12 protein-coding genes are annotated in these 18950 nt (G+C 72.8%); 3 read left to right on the top strand and 9 right to left on the bottom strand.

The window, feature by feature from the left end; all coding sequences use genetic code 11:
- Window positions 1–99: 99 nt before the first annotated feature.
- A complete protein-coding gene (locus BJ982_RS18365; RefSeq protein WP_203959307.1) occupies window positions 100–1809 on the bottom strand; it encodes an RNA polymerase sigma factor in 1710 nt (569 codons plus the stop codon).
- Window positions 1810–2044: 235 nt separating this feature from the next.
- Window positions 2045–4135 (bottom strand): SpoIIE family protein phosphatase, encoded by a 2091-nt coding sequence (locus BJ982_RS18360; protein WP_184881673.1) that lies wholly within the window; start codon window positions 4133–4135, stop codon window positions 2045–2047.
- Between the two features lie 488 nt (window positions 4136–4623).
- Between BJ982_RS18360 and BJ982_RS18355 the strand changes: the two genes are divergently transcribed.
- Both BJ982_RS18355 and BJ982_RS18350 read left to right on the top strand, forming a co-directional pair.
- A complete protein-coding gene (locus BJ982_RS18355) occupies window positions 4624–4917 on the top strand; it encodes a hypothetical protein (protein ID WP_239123301.1) in 294 nt (97 codons plus the stop codon).
- 170 nt (window positions 4918–5087) lie between these two features.
- Window positions 5088–6665, top strand: coding sequence for a hypothetical protein (locus BJ982_RS18350; protein ID WP_184889020.1), 1578 nt, complete (start codon window positions 5088–5090; stop codon window positions 6663–6665).
- A gap of 24 nt (window positions 6666–6689) precedes the next feature.
- On the opposite strand, the gene BJ982_RS18345 is transcribed toward BJ982_RS18350, so the two are convergent.
- From BJ982_RS18345 to BJ982_RS18320, 6 genes are all read right to left on the bottom strand, one after another.
- Complete coding sequence (locus BJ982_RS18345) at window positions 6690–8465, bottom strand: ABC transporter family substrate-binding protein (RefSeq protein ID WP_239123303.1); 1776 nt, start codon at window positions 8463–8465, stop codon at window positions 6690–6692.
- 76 nt (window positions 8466–8541) lie between these two features.
- Window positions 8542–10575: an ABC transporter ATP-binding protein gene (locus BJ982_RS18340; protein WP_184881671.1), complete on the bottom strand. Its 2034-nt coding sequence runs from the start codon at window positions 10573–10575 to the stop codon at window positions 8542–8544.
- Entirely contained in the window at window positions 10572–11480 is a 909-nt protein-coding gene (locus tag BJ982_RS18335; RefSeq protein WP_184889016.1) for an ABC transporter permease, read from the bottom strand. Before BJ982_RS18335 ends, BJ982_RS18340 begins: the two co-directional genes overlap by 4 nt.
- Window positions 11481–11484: 4 nt before the next feature.
- On the bottom strand, window positions 11485–12468 hold the full coding sequence (locus BJ982_RS18330; RefSeq protein WP_184881669.1) for an ABC transporter permease: 984 nt from the start codon (window positions 12466–12468) through the stop codon (window positions 11485–11487).
- A 166-nt stretch (window positions 12469–12634) separates the two neighbouring features.
- Complete coding sequence (locus BJ982_RS18325; RefSeq protein WP_184881667.1) at window positions 12635–14980, bottom strand: AAA family ATPase; 2346 nt, start codon at window positions 14978–14980, stop codon at window positions 12635–12637.
- Window positions 14981–15170: 190 nt separating this feature from the next.
- On the bottom strand, window positions 15171–17063 hold the full coding sequence (locus BJ982_RS18320; RefSeq protein WP_184881665.1) for a CHAT domain-containing protein: 1893 nt from the start codon (window positions 17061–17063) through the stop codon (window positions 15171–15173).
- 246 nt (window positions 17064–17309) lie between these two features.
- Here BJ982_RS18320 and BJ982_RS18315 point away from each other — a divergent pair, with 246 nt between their 5' ends.
- The gene (locus tag BJ982_RS18315) at window positions 17310–18182 is read left to right on the top strand and encodes a DoxX family protein (protein WP_184881663.1); all 873 of its coding nucleotides are present in this window, start codon (window positions 17310–17312) and stop codon (window positions 18180–18182) included.
- Window positions 18183–18632: 450 nt separating this feature from the next.
- Here BJ982_RS18315 and BJ982_RS18310 read toward each other — a convergent pair whose 3' ends face one another.
- Window positions 18633–18881 carry a metallothionein gene (locus BJ982_RS18310; protein ID WP_184616576.1) on the bottom strand — a complete coding sequence of 83 codons (249 nt, stop codon included), beginning with the start codon at window positions 18879–18881 and terminating at the stop codon, window positions 18633–18635.
- Window positions 18882–18950 lie beyond the last annotated feature (69 nt).

Here is an 18950-nt window from a genome sequence, read left to right as displayed (position 1 = left end):
CCGCATTCAGCCGGGAACACGCCCGGTCATCCCCCGCCCGCGCGAGGTGACCGGACATGACGAAGGCCCCCGCCCACGGCGGGGGCCCGTCAAGCCTCGTCAGTCGAGGTAGTCGCGCAGGACCTGCGAACGCGACGGGTGGCGCAGCTTGGACATGGTCTTGGACTCGATCTGGCGGATGCGCTCGCGCGTCACCCCGTAGACCTTGCCGATCTCGTCCAGCGTCTTCGGCTGGCCGTCGGTGAGGCCGAACCGCATGGACACCACGCCCGCCTCGCGCTCCGACAGGGTGTCGAGCACGGAGTGGAGCTGCTCCTGCAGCAGGGTGAAGCTGACGGCGTCCGCGGGGACGATCGCCTCGGAGTCCTCGATGAGGTCGCCGAACTCGCTGTCGCCCTCCTCACCGAGGGGGGTGTGCAGGGAGATCGGCTCGCGGCCGTACTTCTGGACCTCGACGACCTTCTCGGGGGTCATGTCGAGCTCACGGGCGAGCTCTTCGGGGGTGGGCTCGCGGCCCAGGTCCTGGAGCATCTGGCGCTGGACGCGGGCCAGCTTGTTGATGACCTCGACCATGTGGACCGGGATGCGGATCGTGCGCGCCTGGTCGGCCATGGCGCGGGTGATCGCCTGGCGGATCCACCAGGTGGCGTAGGTGGAGAACTTGTAGCCCTTGGTGTAGTCGAACTTCTCGACCGCGCGGATCAGGCCCAGGTTGCCCTCCTGGATCAGGTCCAGGAAGAGCATGCCGCGGCCGGTGTAGCGCTTGGCCAGGGAGACGACCAGGCGGAGGTTGGCCTCCAGCAGGTGGTTCTTGGCGCGGCGGCCGTCCTCGGCGATCCACTCCAGCTCGGCGCGGACGTCCACGGGCAGGCGCTCGCCGTCGTTGGCGAGCTGCTCCTCGGCGAAGAGGCCGGCCTCGATGCGCTTGGCCAGCTCGACCTCCTGCTCGGCGTTGAGCAGGGGGACCTTGCCGATCTGCTTCAGATAGTCCTTCACCGGGTCGGCGGTGGCGCCGGCGGCGGCGACCTGCGCCACGGGGGCGTCGTCGTCATCGTCGGAGAGGATCAGGACCTCGTCGTCGCTCTGAACCTCGACGCCCGGCTTGGGCTCCTCTTCGGTCTCGGCCTCGGGCTCCGCGTCGCCCTCCGCCTCGATCTCGGTGTCGGCTTCGGCGTCGGCTTCGGCCTCCACCTCGGCGTCGATGTCGAAGTCCTCAAGTTCGAGGTCGCCCTCGATGTCGAGTTCCTCGTCGTCGTCGGAGGAGACCTTGGGCTTGGTTTCGATCTTGGGCGATGGCGACGCTGGCACGGCGACCTCCGGCTTGGCCTTCTTGGCGAGGGCGGCAGGGGTGGCGACCTTGGCGGGAGCGTCAGGGGCGGGCGCGGCCTTCTTCGCCGGGACGGCCTTCTTGGCCGCCGGCTTCTTGGCGGCCGGCTTCTCGGCCGGCGTCGCTGCCTCGTCCCCGGCACCGCTCACCACGGCCGTGACGGTATCGGGCTGCTCCTTGGCCGCCGCGGTGGTGGCGGTCTTGGTCTTCTTGACGGGGGCGGCTGTGCGACGCTTGGCCGGTCCACGAGACCTCTTCGGCGCCGCCGAGTCCGCAGCGGTCACCACGACGGTCACACCCTCTTTGCTGAGGCTCCGCAGGAACCCAGCGGCGTGCGACATCGGGATGTCCGCCTCCTCGAAGGCCTTGCGGACATCCTCAGACTCGAGGAAACCCTGCGAGCGCCCACGCTCGATGAGCCGCTGAATGACGGGCTCGTTCAGCTCAGACGGCTTCGAGCGAGTCGAACTTGCAGGCGACACGAACACCTCTCGAACGAACGCATGGTGAGAATGGACCCAGGTGCCCGCTAGGGGCGCTTGCTTCTATCGTGACGGCCCGTGCGAACCGCGACGCACCTGCCCAGCATTGTGGCATGACCCCGCAGTCCATACGGCCGCCTCACAGCGGTTGCCTTCCACCCTAGGCCGACCGGAACAGTAGTGCGTACGGAAGCGGGTCACCGATACCCGAAAGCAACCCTTATGACTGTTTCATTCAGTCACTCTTTGTGGCGGCCGGCACGTGGACGGCGAGCACTGTGACGTCATCGTCCTGCTCATACCCCGCCAGCATCCTGTCCACCAGGAAGTCAAGCAACATATGCGGATTTCCTAGGACTTCAGGGGGTGCTTCCGCGACGACGGACGAAAGCTCCGCCAGACCGGCGTCGAGCCCTCGCTTGCGATTCTCGACCAGACCGTCGGAGTAGAGCACCGCCGTGTGCCCCGGCGGGACGCAGAACCGGAACTGCTTGCGGACGGTCGGCCAGCCGAGCGGAGTGCCGGGCTCGCCGTCGGACAGGACCGCGGTGCCCTGCGGGGACACCAGCAGGGGCGGCGGATGCCCGGCCAGGGCGAGGGTGCCCTCGCCGGTGCCGGGCTCGACGACCATGTAGGCCAGGGTGGTGACGGCCTCCTCCTCCTCGGTGGCGTCGAAGACCCGGTCGAGGCCCGTCAGCACGGCCGCGGGCGGCGGGTTGGTCAGCGCCAGGGCGCGCATGGCGTTGCGGATGCGGCCCATGCCCGCCGCCGCCTTGACGCCCTTGCCCATGACGTCGCCGACGACGGCCGCGACCCGGGCGTCCTGCAGGACGAACGCGTCGTACCAGTCGCCGCCGACCTGGACGTGCCTGCTCCCCGAGCGGAAGCGCTGGGCCAGCACCAGGCCGGGGATCACCGGCAGCCGGTCGGGCAGGAGGCTGCGCTGCAGGGTCTCGGCGGTGCGGTGCTCGCGCTCGAACAGCGTGGCCCGCTCCACGGCGAGCGCGCACTGGCCCGCGAGGGCCTCCAGGAAGACGCCGTCCTCCTGGGAGATCTTCTGCGGGCGGGTGAAGGCGAACCGCAGCGCCCCGAGCGCGCGTCCCGCCGCCAGCAGCGGCAGGCCGACCCAGGCCCGCTCGTCGCTGTGGGCGAGGAACCCGGAGATCACCGACTCGTCCGCGCCGGCCTCGACGAGCTGGGCCTTCAGGCTCTCGGGCGACTCGGCGAAGACGGGCCTGCGGCTGTTGACGGCGATGGTCATCACGCTGGACTGCGAGAGCGGGATCTCCTCCCCCGGGGCGTCGGGGAGCCCGCCGCTGTGGGTCATCTTCAGCGTGGCGCGGTCCAGGTCGAGCAGGGCCACCGCCGACTTGTCGGCGGCCAGGGCCGTGCGGCCGACGTCGATGATGACCTGGACGACCTGCTCGACGGTGAGGGCCTCGGCCAGCAGGGCGGTCGCGCCCTGAAGGCGTGCGGTGCGCAGGGCGGCGGCGCCGAGCTGGTCGGTCAGCCGGCCCCGCATCTCCTCCGCCTCGCGCTGCGGGGTGACGTCGGTGTTGGCGCCGACCCACTCGATCACCCGGCCGTGGCGGATGATCGGGACGGCGCGGACCTCGAAGTGGCGGTAACCGCTCGCCCGGGTGCGGACGCGGTAGCTCCACTCGAACATCGTGCGGCCGCGCAGCGCCTCGCGCCAGGCCTCGTCGGCGGCCTGCCGGTCGTCGGGGTGCACGGCGTCCAGCCAGCCGTAGGCGAGGTACTCCTCCAGGCTCTGGCCGGTGATGGCGCGCCACTGCGGGGCGTCCTCGACGACGGCGCCGTTGGGCGAGGTGATCCACACGAGCTGCTGCTGGGACTCGACCAGGGAGCGGTAGCGCTCCTCGCTGCGGCGCAGCTCCTCTTCGGTGAGCTGGCGCTCGGTGACGTCCACGCCGAACAGGGCGACGCCCGCGACCGCGCCCTTGTCACCGTGGATCGGGTAGAACGAGAGGCTCCAGTGGCGCAGCTCGCCGGCGGGAGACATGCCGCGGTAGCGCTGGTCGCCGCCGGCGACGGCGCGGTGCTCGCCCACGACCCTGCGCAGGGCGGCGTCCACCAGGGCGGAGAGATCGGCGGAGAGGATCTCGGAGGCCGTGCGCCCCGCGTGCTCGTCGGCCGCGACGCCGCTCAGGTCGGCGAAGCTCTGGTTGACCCGCAGGAACCTGGCGGACGTGTCGAAGAACGCGAAGGCGAACGGAGCCTCCGCGAGCAGGCCCTCGAACAGGGCGGGGTCTGAGATGTCCACACCCGACTCCCGGGGACGGGGCACGGAGGTGTCGGCGCTCATGGTCGGCACCTCCGTCGCGTGCCAGGGTCTCCCACGAGGCACATCTCCATAACTGTGATTGGCAGCGCAGAACTGCACTACATCATCGGTGATGGGCACGCGCGGACGGAAGCCCCGGCCGCGATGCGGTCAACGCATCCTGTCAAAAACACGCCGCCGTGTGCAGCGAGATCGGCCGACTTTCTCGGCGTCCGGCGCTGGGCGCGCCGGATCTTCCCCAGGTCGATCAAGCTGTCACCTTCCCGTCGTCCTTGAGGGAACGGTACCGTTTCGTGCCGGGCGGCGTGGCACATCCGCGGACCGGACACGCTCGGGGACCAGCTTCCCACGAGCGGGGCGCCTGTGGTGCCGGATGTGCCGGGTAAGCCTTACACCGCGAGGGGTTGACACTCGCGTGATTCAGGATGGAATGGGTACGCACGCCCCCTAAGAGCACTGCCCCGGGGGATGGACGTCCCCCGGCTCACCGGAGGGATGCGAAACCGCCCATGCCTGCTCTTGCGACGCGGCACACCGGGCCGGGACCCGAGCGGCCCCGCGAGCCCAGCTCCCTGGCGGGGGCGCGCGGGCTCGTCAGCGAGCGCCTGTCCGGCGAGTTCGCGACGGTGCGCCAGGAAACGGTCGAGCGATGCGTGGAGGACGTGTGGGCGTGCGCCGCCCACCTGGGCCTGGAGGTCTCCGCGCCGGCGGTGGAGCGCATCGCGCGCGAACACCTGCGCGCGCTGGCGGCCTCCGCTCCGCTCGTCGGCCGCGAAGGTGACATTCTTCGCACCGTCCGGTGACACTCGCGGGCCACGGAGGCCCGCAACCGGGGATTTCGGGTAACAGCGGGGTCACCACACGGCGTTCCGCGCGCCGTTCGGGCCCGAAATGCGAGAAGGTAAGGGTCGTGAGCCGCCGACGACGCCGAGACCCCAGGGGGACACCGCCGCCGGACGACGTTTTCGCGGAGATGCTCGTGGCGGCGCGCGAGCTGCTGGCCGTGCGCAGCCCCCTGGACGCCGAGCTGATGGTCTCCGACATGCTGGGCGCGTGGTGGGGCAGGCGCTTACGCCGCGGCGACGTCGAGGAGTTCCTGGGCGAGGGCCTGGTCGACTACGCGGCCAAGGCCGGCACGCCCGCGGCGCTCACCCTGCTGATCGCGGTCGCCTATCTCGGCACCGCGCGCCAGGCCGCCAAGGCCGAGGGCGCCGCGCTGGCGCTCATGGAGTCCGACGTGGCGCGGCCCCGCTGGGCCGAGCGGGTGGGGGCGGTCAAGCCGCAGGGCTGCTACGTCTCCAGGGACGCCTACGGCGACCAGGACACGGTGGTGTGCACCTTCGCCTACCGCGGCGTGCCCAGGACCGTTCCCGGCGCCGCCGGGGCCGTCCAGGAGGCCGGGAGCGGCGCGGCGCAGGGCCCCGCCGAGGATCCGCACGCCCTGGTGGTGATCGTCGACTACAACATGCGCGGCATGGCCCGTGACGCGTGGGTCTCCTCGCAGGTCGACACCCTGCTGGAGAAGGCCGGCATCGAGGCCGCCGGCAATCCGATGCTGCGCTTCGAGGAGCTGGAGCCCCAGCAGGCCCGCGCGCTGCTGGAGTTCGCCATGAAGGCCACGGCCGAGGGGCTCGGCCGCAAGTCGACCACCATCGTCAGCGACGGCTACAGCGCCTACCACGCCTTCGCCCGGGCCCGCATCAAGGCGTTGCCGCCGGGCCGCAAGCGCCCGGCCCCGCTGTTCAGCGAGGCCCCCTACAGCCGGGACCGCCGGGCGATGCTGGCGGCCGAGTTCCTGGCCTCCGACGCCGCCGAGCACCTGTCGGACCCGTCCGCGGCGTCCCGCTGCGCCGACCACATCATCGACTACGGCTGCGACCAGGACTTCAACCGGCCGCTGCGGGTCAGCCCCACCAAGTGCGAGACGTTCCTGCTGGACTGGCTGCCGCGCAAGGTGCTGCTCGACCCGGCCGAGCAGGACGCCATGCCGCACGTCCTGCTGTCCTGGGTGCGCTTCGCGGCCCCGAGGACCGGCCTGCCCGAGGAGGGCCTCAGGGCCACCCTGGACGCCGTCTACGAGGCCATGGGGCGCTTCACGGAGGCCTACCGGGACCCGACGACCTTCGGCCTGGACCGCTCCTTGGTGCGGCGACTGCTCCCGGACGGCGACCTGTCGGCCCTGGCGCGGCGGGCGTTCGCCTTCCCGTTCCTGGAGGGCATGCGCGGGGACGTCGACCTGTCGGCCCTGCACCCGGCCGAGGACGCCGACCGGCGCATCCTGCTGGAGATCGACCACGCCGCCGAGCGCGACCGCCCCGACTTCGCCGAGCACCTGGCCTGGCATGAGGAGATCGCCACCCGGCTGTGGAACGGCGACCCCGAGCAGATGTGGGAGGCCGCGCAGCGCCTGCTCGACCTCGGCCACGACCGCCACGACGTGCTGCACGTACTGATGGAGATCGCCGAGCGCATCGGCGACCACCCGGACGAGCTGGCCGCCGCCCTGGACGACATCGCCGACATCCCCGACGAGCCGCCGCCGGGCCCTTAGGGCCCGGCGGCCGCGGGGGCGGGGTCAGCGCAGGAAGCCGATGTCGGCGTACTTCAGGGTGTAGAAGCCGGGGGCGCCGATGTTGGCCAGGCGCGCCTTGACCCCCCAGTTCTGCGGCCGCTGGTAGAGGGGCAGCACGTTGACCTTCTGCCAGATCAGGCGGTCGGCCTCGTTGGCGCCGGCGCGCGCCCGCTCGGGGTTGAGGTCGGAGGAGGCCCTGCGCATCGCCGTGTCGATCTCCGGGGAGCCTGACCTGCCGAAGTTGGCGTTCCACTGCACCTTGCCGCCCGGGCCTCTGGTGGCGTCGGCGTAGGTGCCGTAGCTGCTGGAGATCGGGAACGGCGTGCCGATGTAGGAGAACGGCGCGATGTCGAAGTTGCCGGGGATGATGTACTTCGCGAAGAAGTCGTCGCTGGGGACGGATTGGATCGCCACCTTGACGCCGATCTTGGCGAGCATTGCCTGGGTCAGCTCGGCCTCGGTCTTGCTGAGCGCGAGCCCCGACGGGATCACGAACCGCACGCTGAGCTCGCGGCCGCCCTTGACCCGGGACGGGCTCGCCCGGTGCCACCCGGCCGCGTCCAGCAGCCGCTCGGCCTTGGCCGGATCGTACTTCCCGAGGCCGCCCGCGTTGTCCTGGTAGCCCTCCTGGGTGTTCATGAAGAAGTGGTTGTTCAGCGGGGCGGTGTTCCAGTCCAGCCCCTGCAGGTCGGAGCGGGTGATCGCGGAGCGGTCCAGCCCGAGGACGACGGCCTGGCGCACCCGCGGGTCGGCCAGGGCGGGGCTCTCGCCGTTGAAGGTGAAGTGCCGGAAGTCCGGGCCCGCCGCCTGGCGGATCACGGCCCCCCTGGCGTTCCTGGCCCTGGCGTAGTCGGGCGCGGACGGCCCGATGTCGAACACGTCCAGCTCGCCGTTGGTGAAGGCCCCGACCAGCGCGTCGGTGGCCAGCGACCGGTAAATGATCTTGTCGAGCTTGGCGCGGCCTCCCCACCAGTGCTCGTCGCGGACGAGCGTGACGGTCTTGGCCGTCGGGTCGAAGGAGCCGAACCGGAACGGCCCCGCGGTGACGGGGACGCGGTTCAGCCAGCCGGTGTTGAACGCCTCGGGGCTGGCGTTGGCGGACTTCGGATACAGCGGCCAGAACAGCGCTTGCCACTCGCTGAAGGGGTTGGCGAAGGTGACCAGCACCTCGTGGTCGTCGTCGCCGCGCCGCACGCTCGCGATGTCCTGGTAGCCGGTCGTGGAGGCGACGTGGTAGTCCAGGTCGCGGCCGCGCAGGGCCTTCCACTGCGCCTCGTAGTCCTGCCAGGTGATCGGCCTGCCGTCCGACCAGCGGGCCCGGGGGTTGAGCTTGTAGGAGACGACCTGGCGCGGGCTGGTGGCGATCACCCGGGCGTCCAGCACGTAGTCGGTGTTGGGCGTGGCCGCGGCCTTCTCGTCGGAGCGGAACGCGGCCGGCATCAGGGCGTCGACGACCTTCTTGACCTCGGCGAGGTTGCCGTCGACGTGGTTGAGGTTCCACTGGGTGGGGAACTCGGTGATGCCCCAGCGCAGCGTGCCGCCGTCCCTGACCCGCTCGCGCGGCGCCGGGTTGATGTCGAACGACTTGGTGGTCGCGGGCGCCCCGCCGGGCGAGGCGCCTCCGGTGCCTCCTCCCCCGCATCCGGCCACGGGCAGCACGGTCACCAGGACGGCCGTCAGCGCCGCGACCGGCGCGCGCCGCCGCCCGCGCGCCGATCGCGGCGGCGCGAGGGGTGTCCAGGGTGGTGGGTACGCCGAAGGCGCGGGCGGCACTGTCACGTTCTCCTCCAAGATGACCGGGATCAATGGGAATCACTGAGGCTCACCGGGAACGGCCGGGGACGGGTCCGCGCCCCTAGACGACGCCGGCCCTCTCCGCGTAGTGGCAGGCGGCGCCCTGATCGCCGCCCATCGGCCGGACCTGCGGCTCCTCCTCCACGCAGCGGACCCGCCGCGCGTCGGTCAGGGCCTTGAACTTCGGGCAGCGGGTGCGGAACCGGCAGCCCGACGGAGGGTCGGCGGGGCTCGGCAGGTCGCCGTCGAGCAGGATGCGGCGGCGCTCGCGCTCCTTGTCGGGGTCGGGGATGGGCACCGCCGACAGCAGGGCCTGGGTGTAGGGGTGGGCCGGGGCGCCGTAGATCAGCTCGACCGCGCCGATCTCGGCGATCCTGCCGAGGTACATCACGGCCACGCGGTGGGCGATGTGCCGCACGACGGCCAGATCGTGCGCCACGAACAGGTACGACAGCCCGAGCCGGTCCGCGAGCTTCGACAGCAGGTTGACCACCCCGGCCTGGACCGAGACGTCCAGCGCGGACACCGGCTCGTCCAGGATGACCAGTCGCGGCTCCAGGGCGAGGGCCCGTGCGACGGCCACGCGCTGGCGCTGGCCGCCCGACAGGTCGCGCGGGTAGCGCGCGGCGTGCGCGGGGTCGAGCCCGACCAGGCGCAGCAACCGGCGGACGCGGGGGCCGGTGTCGGCGCACCCGTGGGTGACCAGCGGCTCGCCGACGATGTCGTGGACGGTCATGCGCGGGTCGAGCGAGGCCAGGGGGTCCTGGAAGACGACCTGGAGGTCGCGGCGCACGGCCATGCGGTCGCGGGGGGTGAGCGCGGCGGTGTCACGCCCGAAGACCACGACGCGGCCCTCCTGGGGGCCGGCCAGCTCCAGGATCTCCATGAGCGCGGTGGTCTTCCCGCAGCCGGACTCCCCCACCAGCCCCAGCGTCTCGCCCTCGCGGACGTCGAAGGAGACGCCGTCCACGGCCCGCACGGTGCCGACGCGGCGCCGGAACACCGCGCCCTTGGTCAGGGGGTGGTGCTTGACCAGGCCGTCGACCTCCAGCACCACCGATTCCTCCCGGGGCGGCGGCACGAGGACGCCGGGCGCGGGCGCCAGCGCGGCCGGGCGGTCGGTGATCTCGCCGGCGCGCAGGCAGGCGGCCCGGTGCCCGGGTCCGACCTCGGCGAGCGGAGGCTCGGCCTCCTCGCAGGCGGCGACGGCCATGGGGCAGCGCGGCCGGAACGGGCAGCCCGAGGGGAGGGCCGCGGCCGACGGCGGGGCCCCCTCGATCGGCGTCAGGGGGACCTCCCGGCCGGTGTCCAGGCGCGGCACCGAGCCGAGCAGGCCGATCGTGTAGGGCATGCGGGGGTGGTGGTAGACGTCGCGGACCGCGCCGGACTCGACGTGCCGCCCCGCGTACATGACGAGCACGCGGTCGGCGAGGCCCGCGACCACGCCGAGGTCGTGGGTGATCAGGACGATGGCGGCGCCGGTCTCGCGGCGTGCCTGTTTCAGCACCTCCAGGACCTGGGCCTGGATGGTGACGTCCAGCGCCGTGGTCGGCTCGTCGCACAGGATGACGTCGGGGTCGTTGGCGATGGCCATGGCGATCACCGCGCGCTGGCGCATGCCGCCGGAGAACTCGTGCGGGAACGCCCGGGCGCGTTGCCGGGGGTTCGGAATGCCCACCAGGTCGAGCAGTTCGACCGCGCGCTCGGCGGCCTGCCGCCCGCTCATCCCCCGGTGGACGCGGACGGCCTCGGCGATCTGGTCGCCGACCCGGTAGACCGGCGTCAGGGCCGACAGAGGGTCCTGGAAGATCATGGACATCGTGGCGCCGCGGACGGCGGCCAGTTCCTTCTCAGGCGCGCCGAGCAGCTCCCGGCCGTGCAGCAGCACCGATCCCGCGACCTTGGCGTGCCGCGGGAGCAGGCCCATGACGGCCAGGCAGCTCACCGACTTGCCCGACCCCGACTCGCCGACCACGCCGAGGATCTCGCCCGCCGCGACCGAGTAGTCGATCCCCCGCACGACCGGGACGTCGCCGAAGCGCACCTCCAGGCCCCGGACCGCCAGAACAGGCTCGTCGCCGGCCCGCCCGGTCATCTCCCGCCCCCCGCGCCGGGGTCGAGGGCGTCGCGCAGCGAGTCGCCGACGAGGTTGACGGCCAGGACGGCGAGGACCAGCACCCCGGCGGCGAACCAGAACGTCCACGGCGCGTACAGGGCCGTGCGGGAGCCGTCGGCGATCAGCGCCCCGAGCGAGACGTCCGGCGGCTGGATGCCGAAGCCGAAGTACGACAGCGTCGTCTCGGTGAGGATGGCGGCGCTGACGTTGAGGGTGGCGTCCACGACCAGCAGCGAGGCCAGGTTGGGCAGCACGTGCCGGTAGATGATCCTCGCGGGCGGCACGCCCATGAACCGCGCCGCCTTGACGTACTCGCGCTCCTTGATCGCCTTGGTCATGCCCCGGACGATCTTGGAGGTGACCATCCACAGGAACAGCGCCAGCATCAGCGCGAACAGCAGCAACCGTCCCGCCGCGAGCAGCGGCGACATGATGGCCAGGATCAGGAACGCCGGCAGCACGAGCAGCAGGTCGGCCACCCACATGAGCGTGCGGTCGGTCCAGCCGAGGAAGTAGCCGGCGAACGAGCCGACGACCGCCGCGACCGCCGTCGACACCACCGCGACCAGCAGGCCCACGGTGAGCGACTTCTGCGCGCCGCGCAGGGTGAGGGCGAAGACGTCCGAGCCGGTCTGCAGCGTGCCGAACCAGTGGGACGCCGAGGGCGGCCGCATGAACGCCGAGAAGTCCATGTCGGTGTAGGACCAGGGGGCGACCAGCGGCCCGGCGAAGGCGAGCAGGAACAGCAGGGCCAGCAGCGCGAACCCCAGACGCCCCTGCCGCGTGCCGAAGAACCGCGCGGCGACCACCCGTGTCCGGGAGGGGACGCGCCCGCTCCCGGCGTCCGCCGCGATCTCGGCGTACTCCTCCTCCGGCAGCGTCATCATGTCAGGACACCCGGACCCTGGGGTCGAGGACGGCGTGCAGCACGTCGGCGGCCAGCGACGCCGTCAGCACGGCGAGCGCGGCGAAGCAGCTGATCGCCGCGACCATGTTGACGTCGTTGGACCGGATCGAGGCGACCAGTTCCTCGCCCATGCCGTGCCAGCCGAACACCGACTCGGTGATGGTCGCGCCCACCAGCAGCGAGCCGAAGGTGAACGCGAAGTAGGTGACCGCGGGGATCAGCGCGGTGCGAAGGGCGTGCTTGACCAGGGCCGTGCGCCGGCGCAGCCCCTTGGCCATCGCGGTGCGCACGAAGTCGGCGTCGAGGACGTCGAGCATCATGTTGCGCTGGTAGCGGCTGTAGACGGCGATCTGGCCGAGGGCGAGCGAGACGGTGGGCAGGGCCAGGTGCTTGACGCGGTCGAGGAGCCCGGCGCCCACCCCGCCGTCGAGGCCGGGGGTGTGCTCGCCGCTGACCAGGAACACCTGGACGCCCAGGCGGTCGTTGAGCCAGACCGCCATGATGATCAGCATGTTGGCCAGCACGACGGTGGGGACGGCCAGCACCACGAACGCGGCCATGGTGGACAGGCGGTCGAACCAGCCGTACTGCCGCACGGCCGCCAGCGCGCCGGTGAGCACTCCGGCCACGCTGCCGAGCACGAGGCCGAGCACGATGAGCCGCAGCGTGACGCCGACGCGCCGCCGCACCTCGGCGTCCACGCGGTCGCCGTTCCACGTCCTGCCGAGGTCGCCCCGCAGCACGCCGCCGGCCCACCGCAGGTACCGCCGGACGAGCGGGGTGCGGTCGTTGAGGTTGTACAGCGACAGCTGGGCGTCGACGACCGCGGCCGGGGGCCGGGGGTTGCGCCCCTCGTAGTTGGACCGGGGATCCAGGGCGAGGGCGGCCAGCATGTACGCCAGGCTCGTGGCGACGGCGATCAGGACCGCGTAGTTGACCAGCCGGCGCAGCAGGAAACCCGCCATCGCCCCCCTTCCGCCGATTACCCTGTCGCAGGGCCGGTCTCGCGACCGTGTGTGCCCATCCTGCTACATCGGGTAACGGCGTGGTGACAAGAATGTGGTCAACCGGGTCAGGTGTCGGGTGAGACGGCCCCGGCGCGGGCCGGATTCGGGGGCTCGCGGGCGGTTTCTAGCGTCCGGCGAGCTCGTCCACGGCCGCGCGCACGTCGGCGCTGGTGATCGTCGTCAGCTCCTCGGCGCTGGCGGTGCCGCCGCGCCCGGCCAGGCGCACGTCGCGCCCGAGGGCGGCGCGCTCGAACAGCGACCGGGCGAAGCGGCCGTTGCCGAGGCCGTCGATCAGGCCCTCGGCGCAGACGTAGGAGAAGACGTCGCCGAGGTCGCGCTCGGCGGAGGCGTCGAAGCGGTCACCCGCGCCTTCGGCGAGCAGGCCGGCGATCGCGGTCAGCTCGGCGGAGGTGTAGGACGGGAACGTCACGCGCTGGTTGAACCTGCTGGCCAGGCCCGGGTTGGTGGCCAGCAGGCGCTCCATCTCGGCGGCGTACCCGGCGAGGATGATCACCAGCCGGTCGCGGTCGTCCTCGGCGCGCTTGAGCAGGGTCTGCACCGCCTCGGCGCCGAAGGCGTCCCCGCCCTGGTAGCCGCTGTTGACCAGGCTGTACGCCTCGTCGATGAACAGCACGCCGCCGAGCGCGCGGTCGACCAGCTCGTTGGTCTTGATCGCGGTGGCCCCGAGGTGCTGGCCGACCATGTCGGCGCGGGACGCCTCGACGACGTCCGGCCGCGAGAGCAGGCCGAGCGCGGCGAAGACGCGGCCGAGCACGCGCGCCACCGTGGTCTTGCCCGTGCCCGGCGGCCCCACGAAGACGAAGTGCCGCATCTGCGGCGGCGCGGGCAGCCCCTGCTCCTGGCGCATGCGGGCGACGCGGAGCTGGGCGGCGATGGCGTGGACCTGCCGCTTGACGGGTTCGAGGCCGGCCATGCGGTCGAGGTCGGCCAGGGCCTCCTCCAGGGTCGGGGTGGCCATGTAGCCGCGGAACCTGGCGGTGATCTCGTTGAACGCCTTGGTCAGGTCGGCGGTGGTTGTCGTGATCAGGTCGTCGCGGGTCGGCGCGCCGCCCGCGCCCACGACGCGGACGTCGCGGGCCTGGGCCGCCGCCTCGACCAGGCTGCGCGCGAACCGGGCGTTGCCCAGCTCGTCCACCAGGTTGCGGCGGTGGACGTCCTCGAACATGCCGATCAGCGCGGCGGGCGCGTCCGCCGACAGCCGCTCGCTGCGCCGGTCGCTGAGGAGCCGGACGATGCTCAGCAGCTCGGCGGGCGCGTAGGACGGGAAGTTGATCCTGGTGGCGAAGCGGGAGGACAGCCCGGGGTTGGACGACAGGAAGGTGGTCATCTCCTTGTCGTAGCCGGCCAGGATGATGATCAGCCGGTCGCGGTCGTCCTCGGCGCGCTTGAGCAGGGTCTGCACGGCCTCGGCGCCGAAACGGTCGGGCTGGCCGTCGCCGGAGTTCATCAGGCCGTAGGCCTCGTCGATGAACAGCACGCCGCCGAGGGCCTGGTCGATCAGCTCGTTGGTCTTGATCGCGGTGGCCCCGAGGTACTCGCCGACGAGGTCGGCGCGCTGGGCCTCCACGACGTAGGGCGTATCCAGCAGGCCGAAGGCGTAGAAGATCTTGGCGACGGTGCGGGCGACGGAGGTCTTGCCCGTGCCGGGCGGGCCGACGAAGACGAAGTGGCGCATCGGCTGCTCGGTGAAGTAGCCGGCCTCGGCGCGCAGCCGCGCCGCCTCGATGGAGGCGGCGATGGAGCGCACCTGCTCCTTGACCGGGTCCAGCCCGATCATGCTCTCCAGCTCGCCGAGCGCCTCCTCGACGGAGATGGGCGGCGGCACCTCGTGCTCGGCCGCGGCGGCGCGGTCGGCGGCGCCCTCGCGCGCCCGCTGCCTGACCTGCGCGGGCACGGCCGACGCCGCCGCCCTGGCGCGACGCACCTGGACGGCCTGGACCAGCCGGTACACCAGCACGACCACCGCCACGCCGTAGGCGGCGAACAGGGCGATCTGCGGCGAGAAGGTGGCCACGGCGAAGGTCACCATGGCGGCGGCGCCGAGCGCGGCCAGGGTGGTGACCCACGGGGTGACGTGCTGGATCAGGTGCGCGGCCCCGCCGGTCAGCACGCCGAGCAGGATGAACATGGTGGGCAGCGCGGAGTTCGGCTGGACGAAGCCCCCCATCGCGACCATGACGGAACACCACGCCACCACGACCAGGACGGTCGCGGCGGCGCGGGGGAACCTCAGCGTGAGGTCGGCGTAGCAGAGGAGTAAGAAGATCGTGACGAAGGCCGCGAACGACCAGCCGAGGACCAGGGCGAGGATCGCGCCCGCGGCGAGACCTCCGGCGAAGAGGGCACGCCTCTGCCCGCGCGAAAGTCTGAAATAGCCTTTCCGGACACGCTCGAAGTGATCGCGGGCCACGGCGCGCCCCGCCGGCCGGGCCCTGTCGGAGTCCCGCATTTTGCCTCCCCGGTCGCCTCCCGGTTATACCGCACCGGGACGTTCGGCGCGCGTCCCCGGCCCTGTCCCCTTTCCGCGCGCCGCGCGTCCATGCGCGCGGACGGGGACCGGCGTGGACGGGTTACGGGCCGGGAGCCGCCCATTGGGACCGCTGGGGCGGCGGATGCCGAGGGGGCGGCTCAGAGGCGGCTCAGGGGCGGCGCGAGACGGCCCTGGCCTCGTGACGGCCGGGGTACTCGCCGACGAGCACGTGCTTGGGCGTCACCCGCAGCACGTTGTCGGCCGGGTCGGCCAGGGCGATGCCGCGCACCTCCGCCCAGAACCGGCGCTCGGCCGGGTCGGCGACGAAGACGGCCACGCGCGGGTCGCGCTCCGCCGCCGCCCAGGCGTCCTCCGCGGCGATCAGCCGCAGGTCGCCGGACGGGCTGACCGAGGTGACGGCGCCGACGGCCAGCGTGCGGGGCCCCGCGGCGTCGGTGTAGGACAGCACGACGCCCCGGGAGTGGGTGAAGGCGCGCCGCACATCAGCGCTGAGCCCCACCGAGGGGGTGACCTCCCCCGGCAGGCGCGGGCCGCAGCCGTCGCACGGGACCAGCGACGCCCGCCACGGCCCCGCCGAGCCGCGCCACCAGCCCCTGGCCGCCCGCGCGGCGAAGGCGAGCAGCACGGCGAGCTGGGCCGCCGCGACCGTCCACCAGGCCCGGACGGCCACCGGGTCCCCCGCCGGCACGGCGCCGGCCACGACCAGGGCGCCCGAGGCGACCAGAAGGGCGAGCACGGCCACCAGCAGCCACGCGTCCGAGGACGCGACCTCGCGCCGCCGTGACCGCAGACCGCCCCTGGCCCACACGTACACCAGCGCGGCGGGGACGAGCGGCCCGGCGAGCGCCGCGCGCGGCTCTCCGGCGATCAGCGGCGCCAGGGCGAGGGCGGCGACGAGGAACCACAGGCGCGTGGCCACGATCCACAGCGTGACGCCGAGGTCGCGCAGGCCGACCCGCTCGGGCGGCACGGCGGTGAACTCGGCGAGCGCCCGCACGGGCCTGCCCCGCCACGCCTCCGCCAGGGCGCGGAACAGCAGCACCGCCACGCCGTTGAACAGCACGAGGCCGAACAGCCCCGCCCAGAAGGCGCCGAGGACGTCGTCCCACCGCACCAGGGGGGAGGCGGCGGAGACGAGCGGGAGGGCCGTGCGCGCCTCGTCGGCGAGCGACCAGGTGGGCATGGTGGCCAGGGCGACCGCGTAGGCGGCCGTCACCAGCAGGGTGACCGAGACGGCGACCGCGAGCCACAGGTCGCGGGCCAGCATGCCGGGCACGAACCGCCAGACCTGGACCTTCCTCGCCTGGCGCACGGTGATCGCCGCGGCCACCAGGAACGCGGCGGCGCCGCCGATCGTGGCCTCCTCGCGCAGTCCGTACCAGAAGGACAGCACGGCCACCGCGGCGAGGCAGGCCGCGAACAGGGCGCGCAGATGCCTGGCCCACGTTTCCAGCGCGCGGCGGGCGCGGGCGGTCTCGCGCGGGTCCACCTGCCAGGTCGGGTCGTGGTGGTCGCGGGGGCGGTCCCAGCGCAGGAAGGTGAGGCCGAGGTTGACGCGGGCGCCGGGGTGGTCGGCGTCGCGGCGCAGGGCCGCCCGGTAGGCGGTGGCGGCCTGCCCGTGGTCGCCCCGGGCCAGCGCCAGGTCGCCGATGAGGACGTGCGGGTCGGGCTGCTCGGGGGCGAAGCGGACGGCCTGCTGGGCCTGCGCCCAGGCGTCCCTCCAGCGGCCGGGGAGCCTGCGCAGGGCCGCGCCCAGACGTAGCCGCGCGGCCCAGGAGCCGGGTGCGAGCCGGACGGCGTCCTGAGCCGCGACGACCGCCTCGGAGTCGCGGCCGAGGCGTTCGAGGGCGAGACTCGTCAGCCGATGCCCCCACTCGCCGTCGGGATCGCGTTCGACCGCCTCGCCGGCGGCCTCCAGCGCTCCCTCCGGCTGGTCGCGGGCCAGCCGTGCGACGGCGACCACACACCAGGCGCGGGGATCGGAGCGGTCTCGCGGGGACGGCACCGGAGAGGGATCGGATTCCTCGCTGGCGTTCCCCACGCCGTAATGGTCTGTTGCGGATCACCCTTTGCCTAGATGTCGGACATATACCTATAGCTCTCTAGAGAGGTCGGGACCGCCTCACCGTGACCGGCAACCCCAGCGGTCCCTCCAGAACGGCGCGCCGCCCCTCGGCGATCTACGCGGACGGGCCGCGCGTGCGCCTTCCACGCCCACCGCGCATGACGGGAGGGATACAGGGCAATCGCCTGTGCAACACGGACAGACCCCTACAGAATGGCTACCGTGAGACGAGCCTTCCAGGATCTCGCCGCGCTCGCCGCCCGGCTGGGCGTCGGCGGGATCTTCTTCGCCAACGGCTGGCACAAGCTGGAGTTCGGGCTGACCGCGACGAGCGACCAGTTCGCGAAGATGGGCGCCCCCGGGCCGGGTGTGTGGGCCGCCGCCACCATGCTCATCGAACTGCTCGGCGGGGCGCTGCTGGTCGCGGGTCTCGCCGTGCCCGCCTGCGGGCTCATCCTGTTCGCCGAGGCGCTGGCGGTGTTCGCCCTCGTCAGCGGGGACACCGGCCTGCCGCTCACCGGCGGGGACGTCAACCTCGTCGTCGCGCTCGGAGCCGCGTCGGTGCTGCTCGCCGTGGTCGGCGCGGGCCGCGTCTCGGTCGACCACCTCGTCGTGATCCGGCGGCGCGAGGCCGAGGCCGCCGGCGAGATGGCCGCCGACGCCGAGGCCGACGACGTCATCTCCTCCTGGCGCGACACCGCCCGGCCCACCGGGACGGCCTCCGACCACGAGGTCACCCGGGTGGACGCTCCCCGCGACGGGGACGCCACGTCCAAGCCGCCCCCGGCGGGTCCCGTCACCTTCGCCAAGATGAAGGACCACCCCGGCGACGGCGCCTCCGGTTCCTCAGACTCCCCCGGCTCGCCCGGGACCTCCTCCGGGTCCGGGACGTCCGGCTCATCAGGGTCATCGGGGTCTCCGGAGGGCTCCGACACCGCCGAGGTCACCGCGCCGCGCAAGGCGCCGCGCGCCCGCCGCGCCGCCAAGCCCGCCGAGTCCGGCTCCGAGGACCCCGAGTCCCCCCGCGACGCGCCGCCGCCCGCCGGACGTGACCGCCTGGTCGCGGGCAGCCGCAAACCGTCCGACAAGGACTGACCGGCCGGACCTCACAACAGATTCCGCGCCCTCCCCCGCCAAAGGCGGACACGATCGCGAGCGGAGAGCCTCGCCGGTCGTGGTGGGTGCGGGCGGTACTGGCCGGGGGTGCGTGTGATCGGCGGCGGCCGTCGTTCCCGTCCGGTCCTGACCGCGGGGATCCGCGGGTTCCGGTTCCGGTTCCGGCCTGGGCGGCGGCGTGAGCGCCGCAGCGGCCCGGCGGTCGCGGGGCATGGCGGCGCCCCTGGAAGGATCACGGAACCGGCCCGGCGGGTGACCTGACCTCACCCGCCGGACCGGCATCCCTAACAATGTCCGCAACACCACCCATAAGGCAAGCGGCACGACCATAAATTAGCCAGAGCGGGACCTGGACCGTCCAGGACGCGCGGCGGGACCCCGTCCCGCCACGATGTCGCGGCGACGGTACGACCGCGTGGACGCGGGCGGTCAGTAGGTCGCGGCGCCGACGTGGTCGACGATCGCGGAGACGCCCTGCCTGCGCGCGCAGTGGGCGCAGCAGTACCAGTGGCCGCCGGCGTCGACGCCGTGCCCGACGATGCGGACGCCGCAGTTCTCGCAGGTGGGGGCCATGCCCTGGATGGCGCACTCGAAGCTGTCGTAGGTGTGCACGCCGCCCTTGGCGTGGATCTCGAAGCTCATGTCATAGTCATTGCCGCATACTTCGCACTTCGCCATGATCCTCACCCCTTACGCGTCTCTCCCGAATTACCCCGAAACCTCCCGGGAGCCGTCATGGCCGGACGA

It is taken from the genome of Sphaerisporangium siamense (assembly GCF_014205275.1).
GTDB classification, from domain to species: Bacteria; Actinomycetota; Actinomycetes; order Streptosporangiales; family Streptosporangiaceae; genus Sphaerisporangium; species Sphaerisporangium siamense.
Note: the sequence above shows the minus strand (reverse complement) of the source record. Positions and strands in the feature narration are given on the sequence as shown.

What these genes read in the sequence shown, in the direction of transcription:
- BJ982_RS18360 (WP_184881673.1), bottom strand. Translation starts at nt 4,135, where the DNA reads ATGAGCGCCGACACCTCCGTGCCCCGTCCCCGGGAGTCGGGTGTGGAC.
- BJ982_RS18355 (WP_239123301.1), top strand. Translation starts at nt 4,624, where the DNA reads ATGCCTGCTCTTGCGACGCGGCACACCGGGCCGGGACCCGAGCGGCCC.
- BJ982_RS18350 (WP_184889020.1), top strand. Translation starts at nt 5,088, where the DNA reads ATGCTCGTGGCGGCGCGCGAGCTGCTGGCCGTGCGCAGCCCCCTGGAC.
- BJ982_RS18340 (WP_184881671.1), bottom strand. Translation starts at nt 10,575, where the DNA reads ATGACCGGGCGGGCCGGCGACGAGCCTGTTCTGGCGGTCCGGGGCCTG.
- BJ982_RS18335 (WP_184889016.1), bottom strand. Translation starts at nt 11,480, where the DNA reads ATGACGCTGCCGGAGGAGGAGTACGCCGAGATCGCGGCGGACGCCGGG.
- BJ982_RS18330 (WP_184881669.1), bottom strand. Translation starts at nt 12,468, where the DNA reads ATGGCGGGTTTCCTGCTGCGCCGGCTGGTCAACTACGCGGTCCTGATC.
- BJ982_RS18325 (WP_184881667.1), bottom strand. Translation starts at nt 14,980, where the DNA reads ATGCGGGACTCCGACAGGGCCCGGCCGGCGGGGCGCGCCGTGGCCCGC.
- BJ982_RS18310 (WP_184616576.1), bottom strand. Translation starts at nt 18,881, where the DNA reads ATGGCGAAGTGCGAAGTATGCGGCAATGACTATGACATGAGCTTCGAG.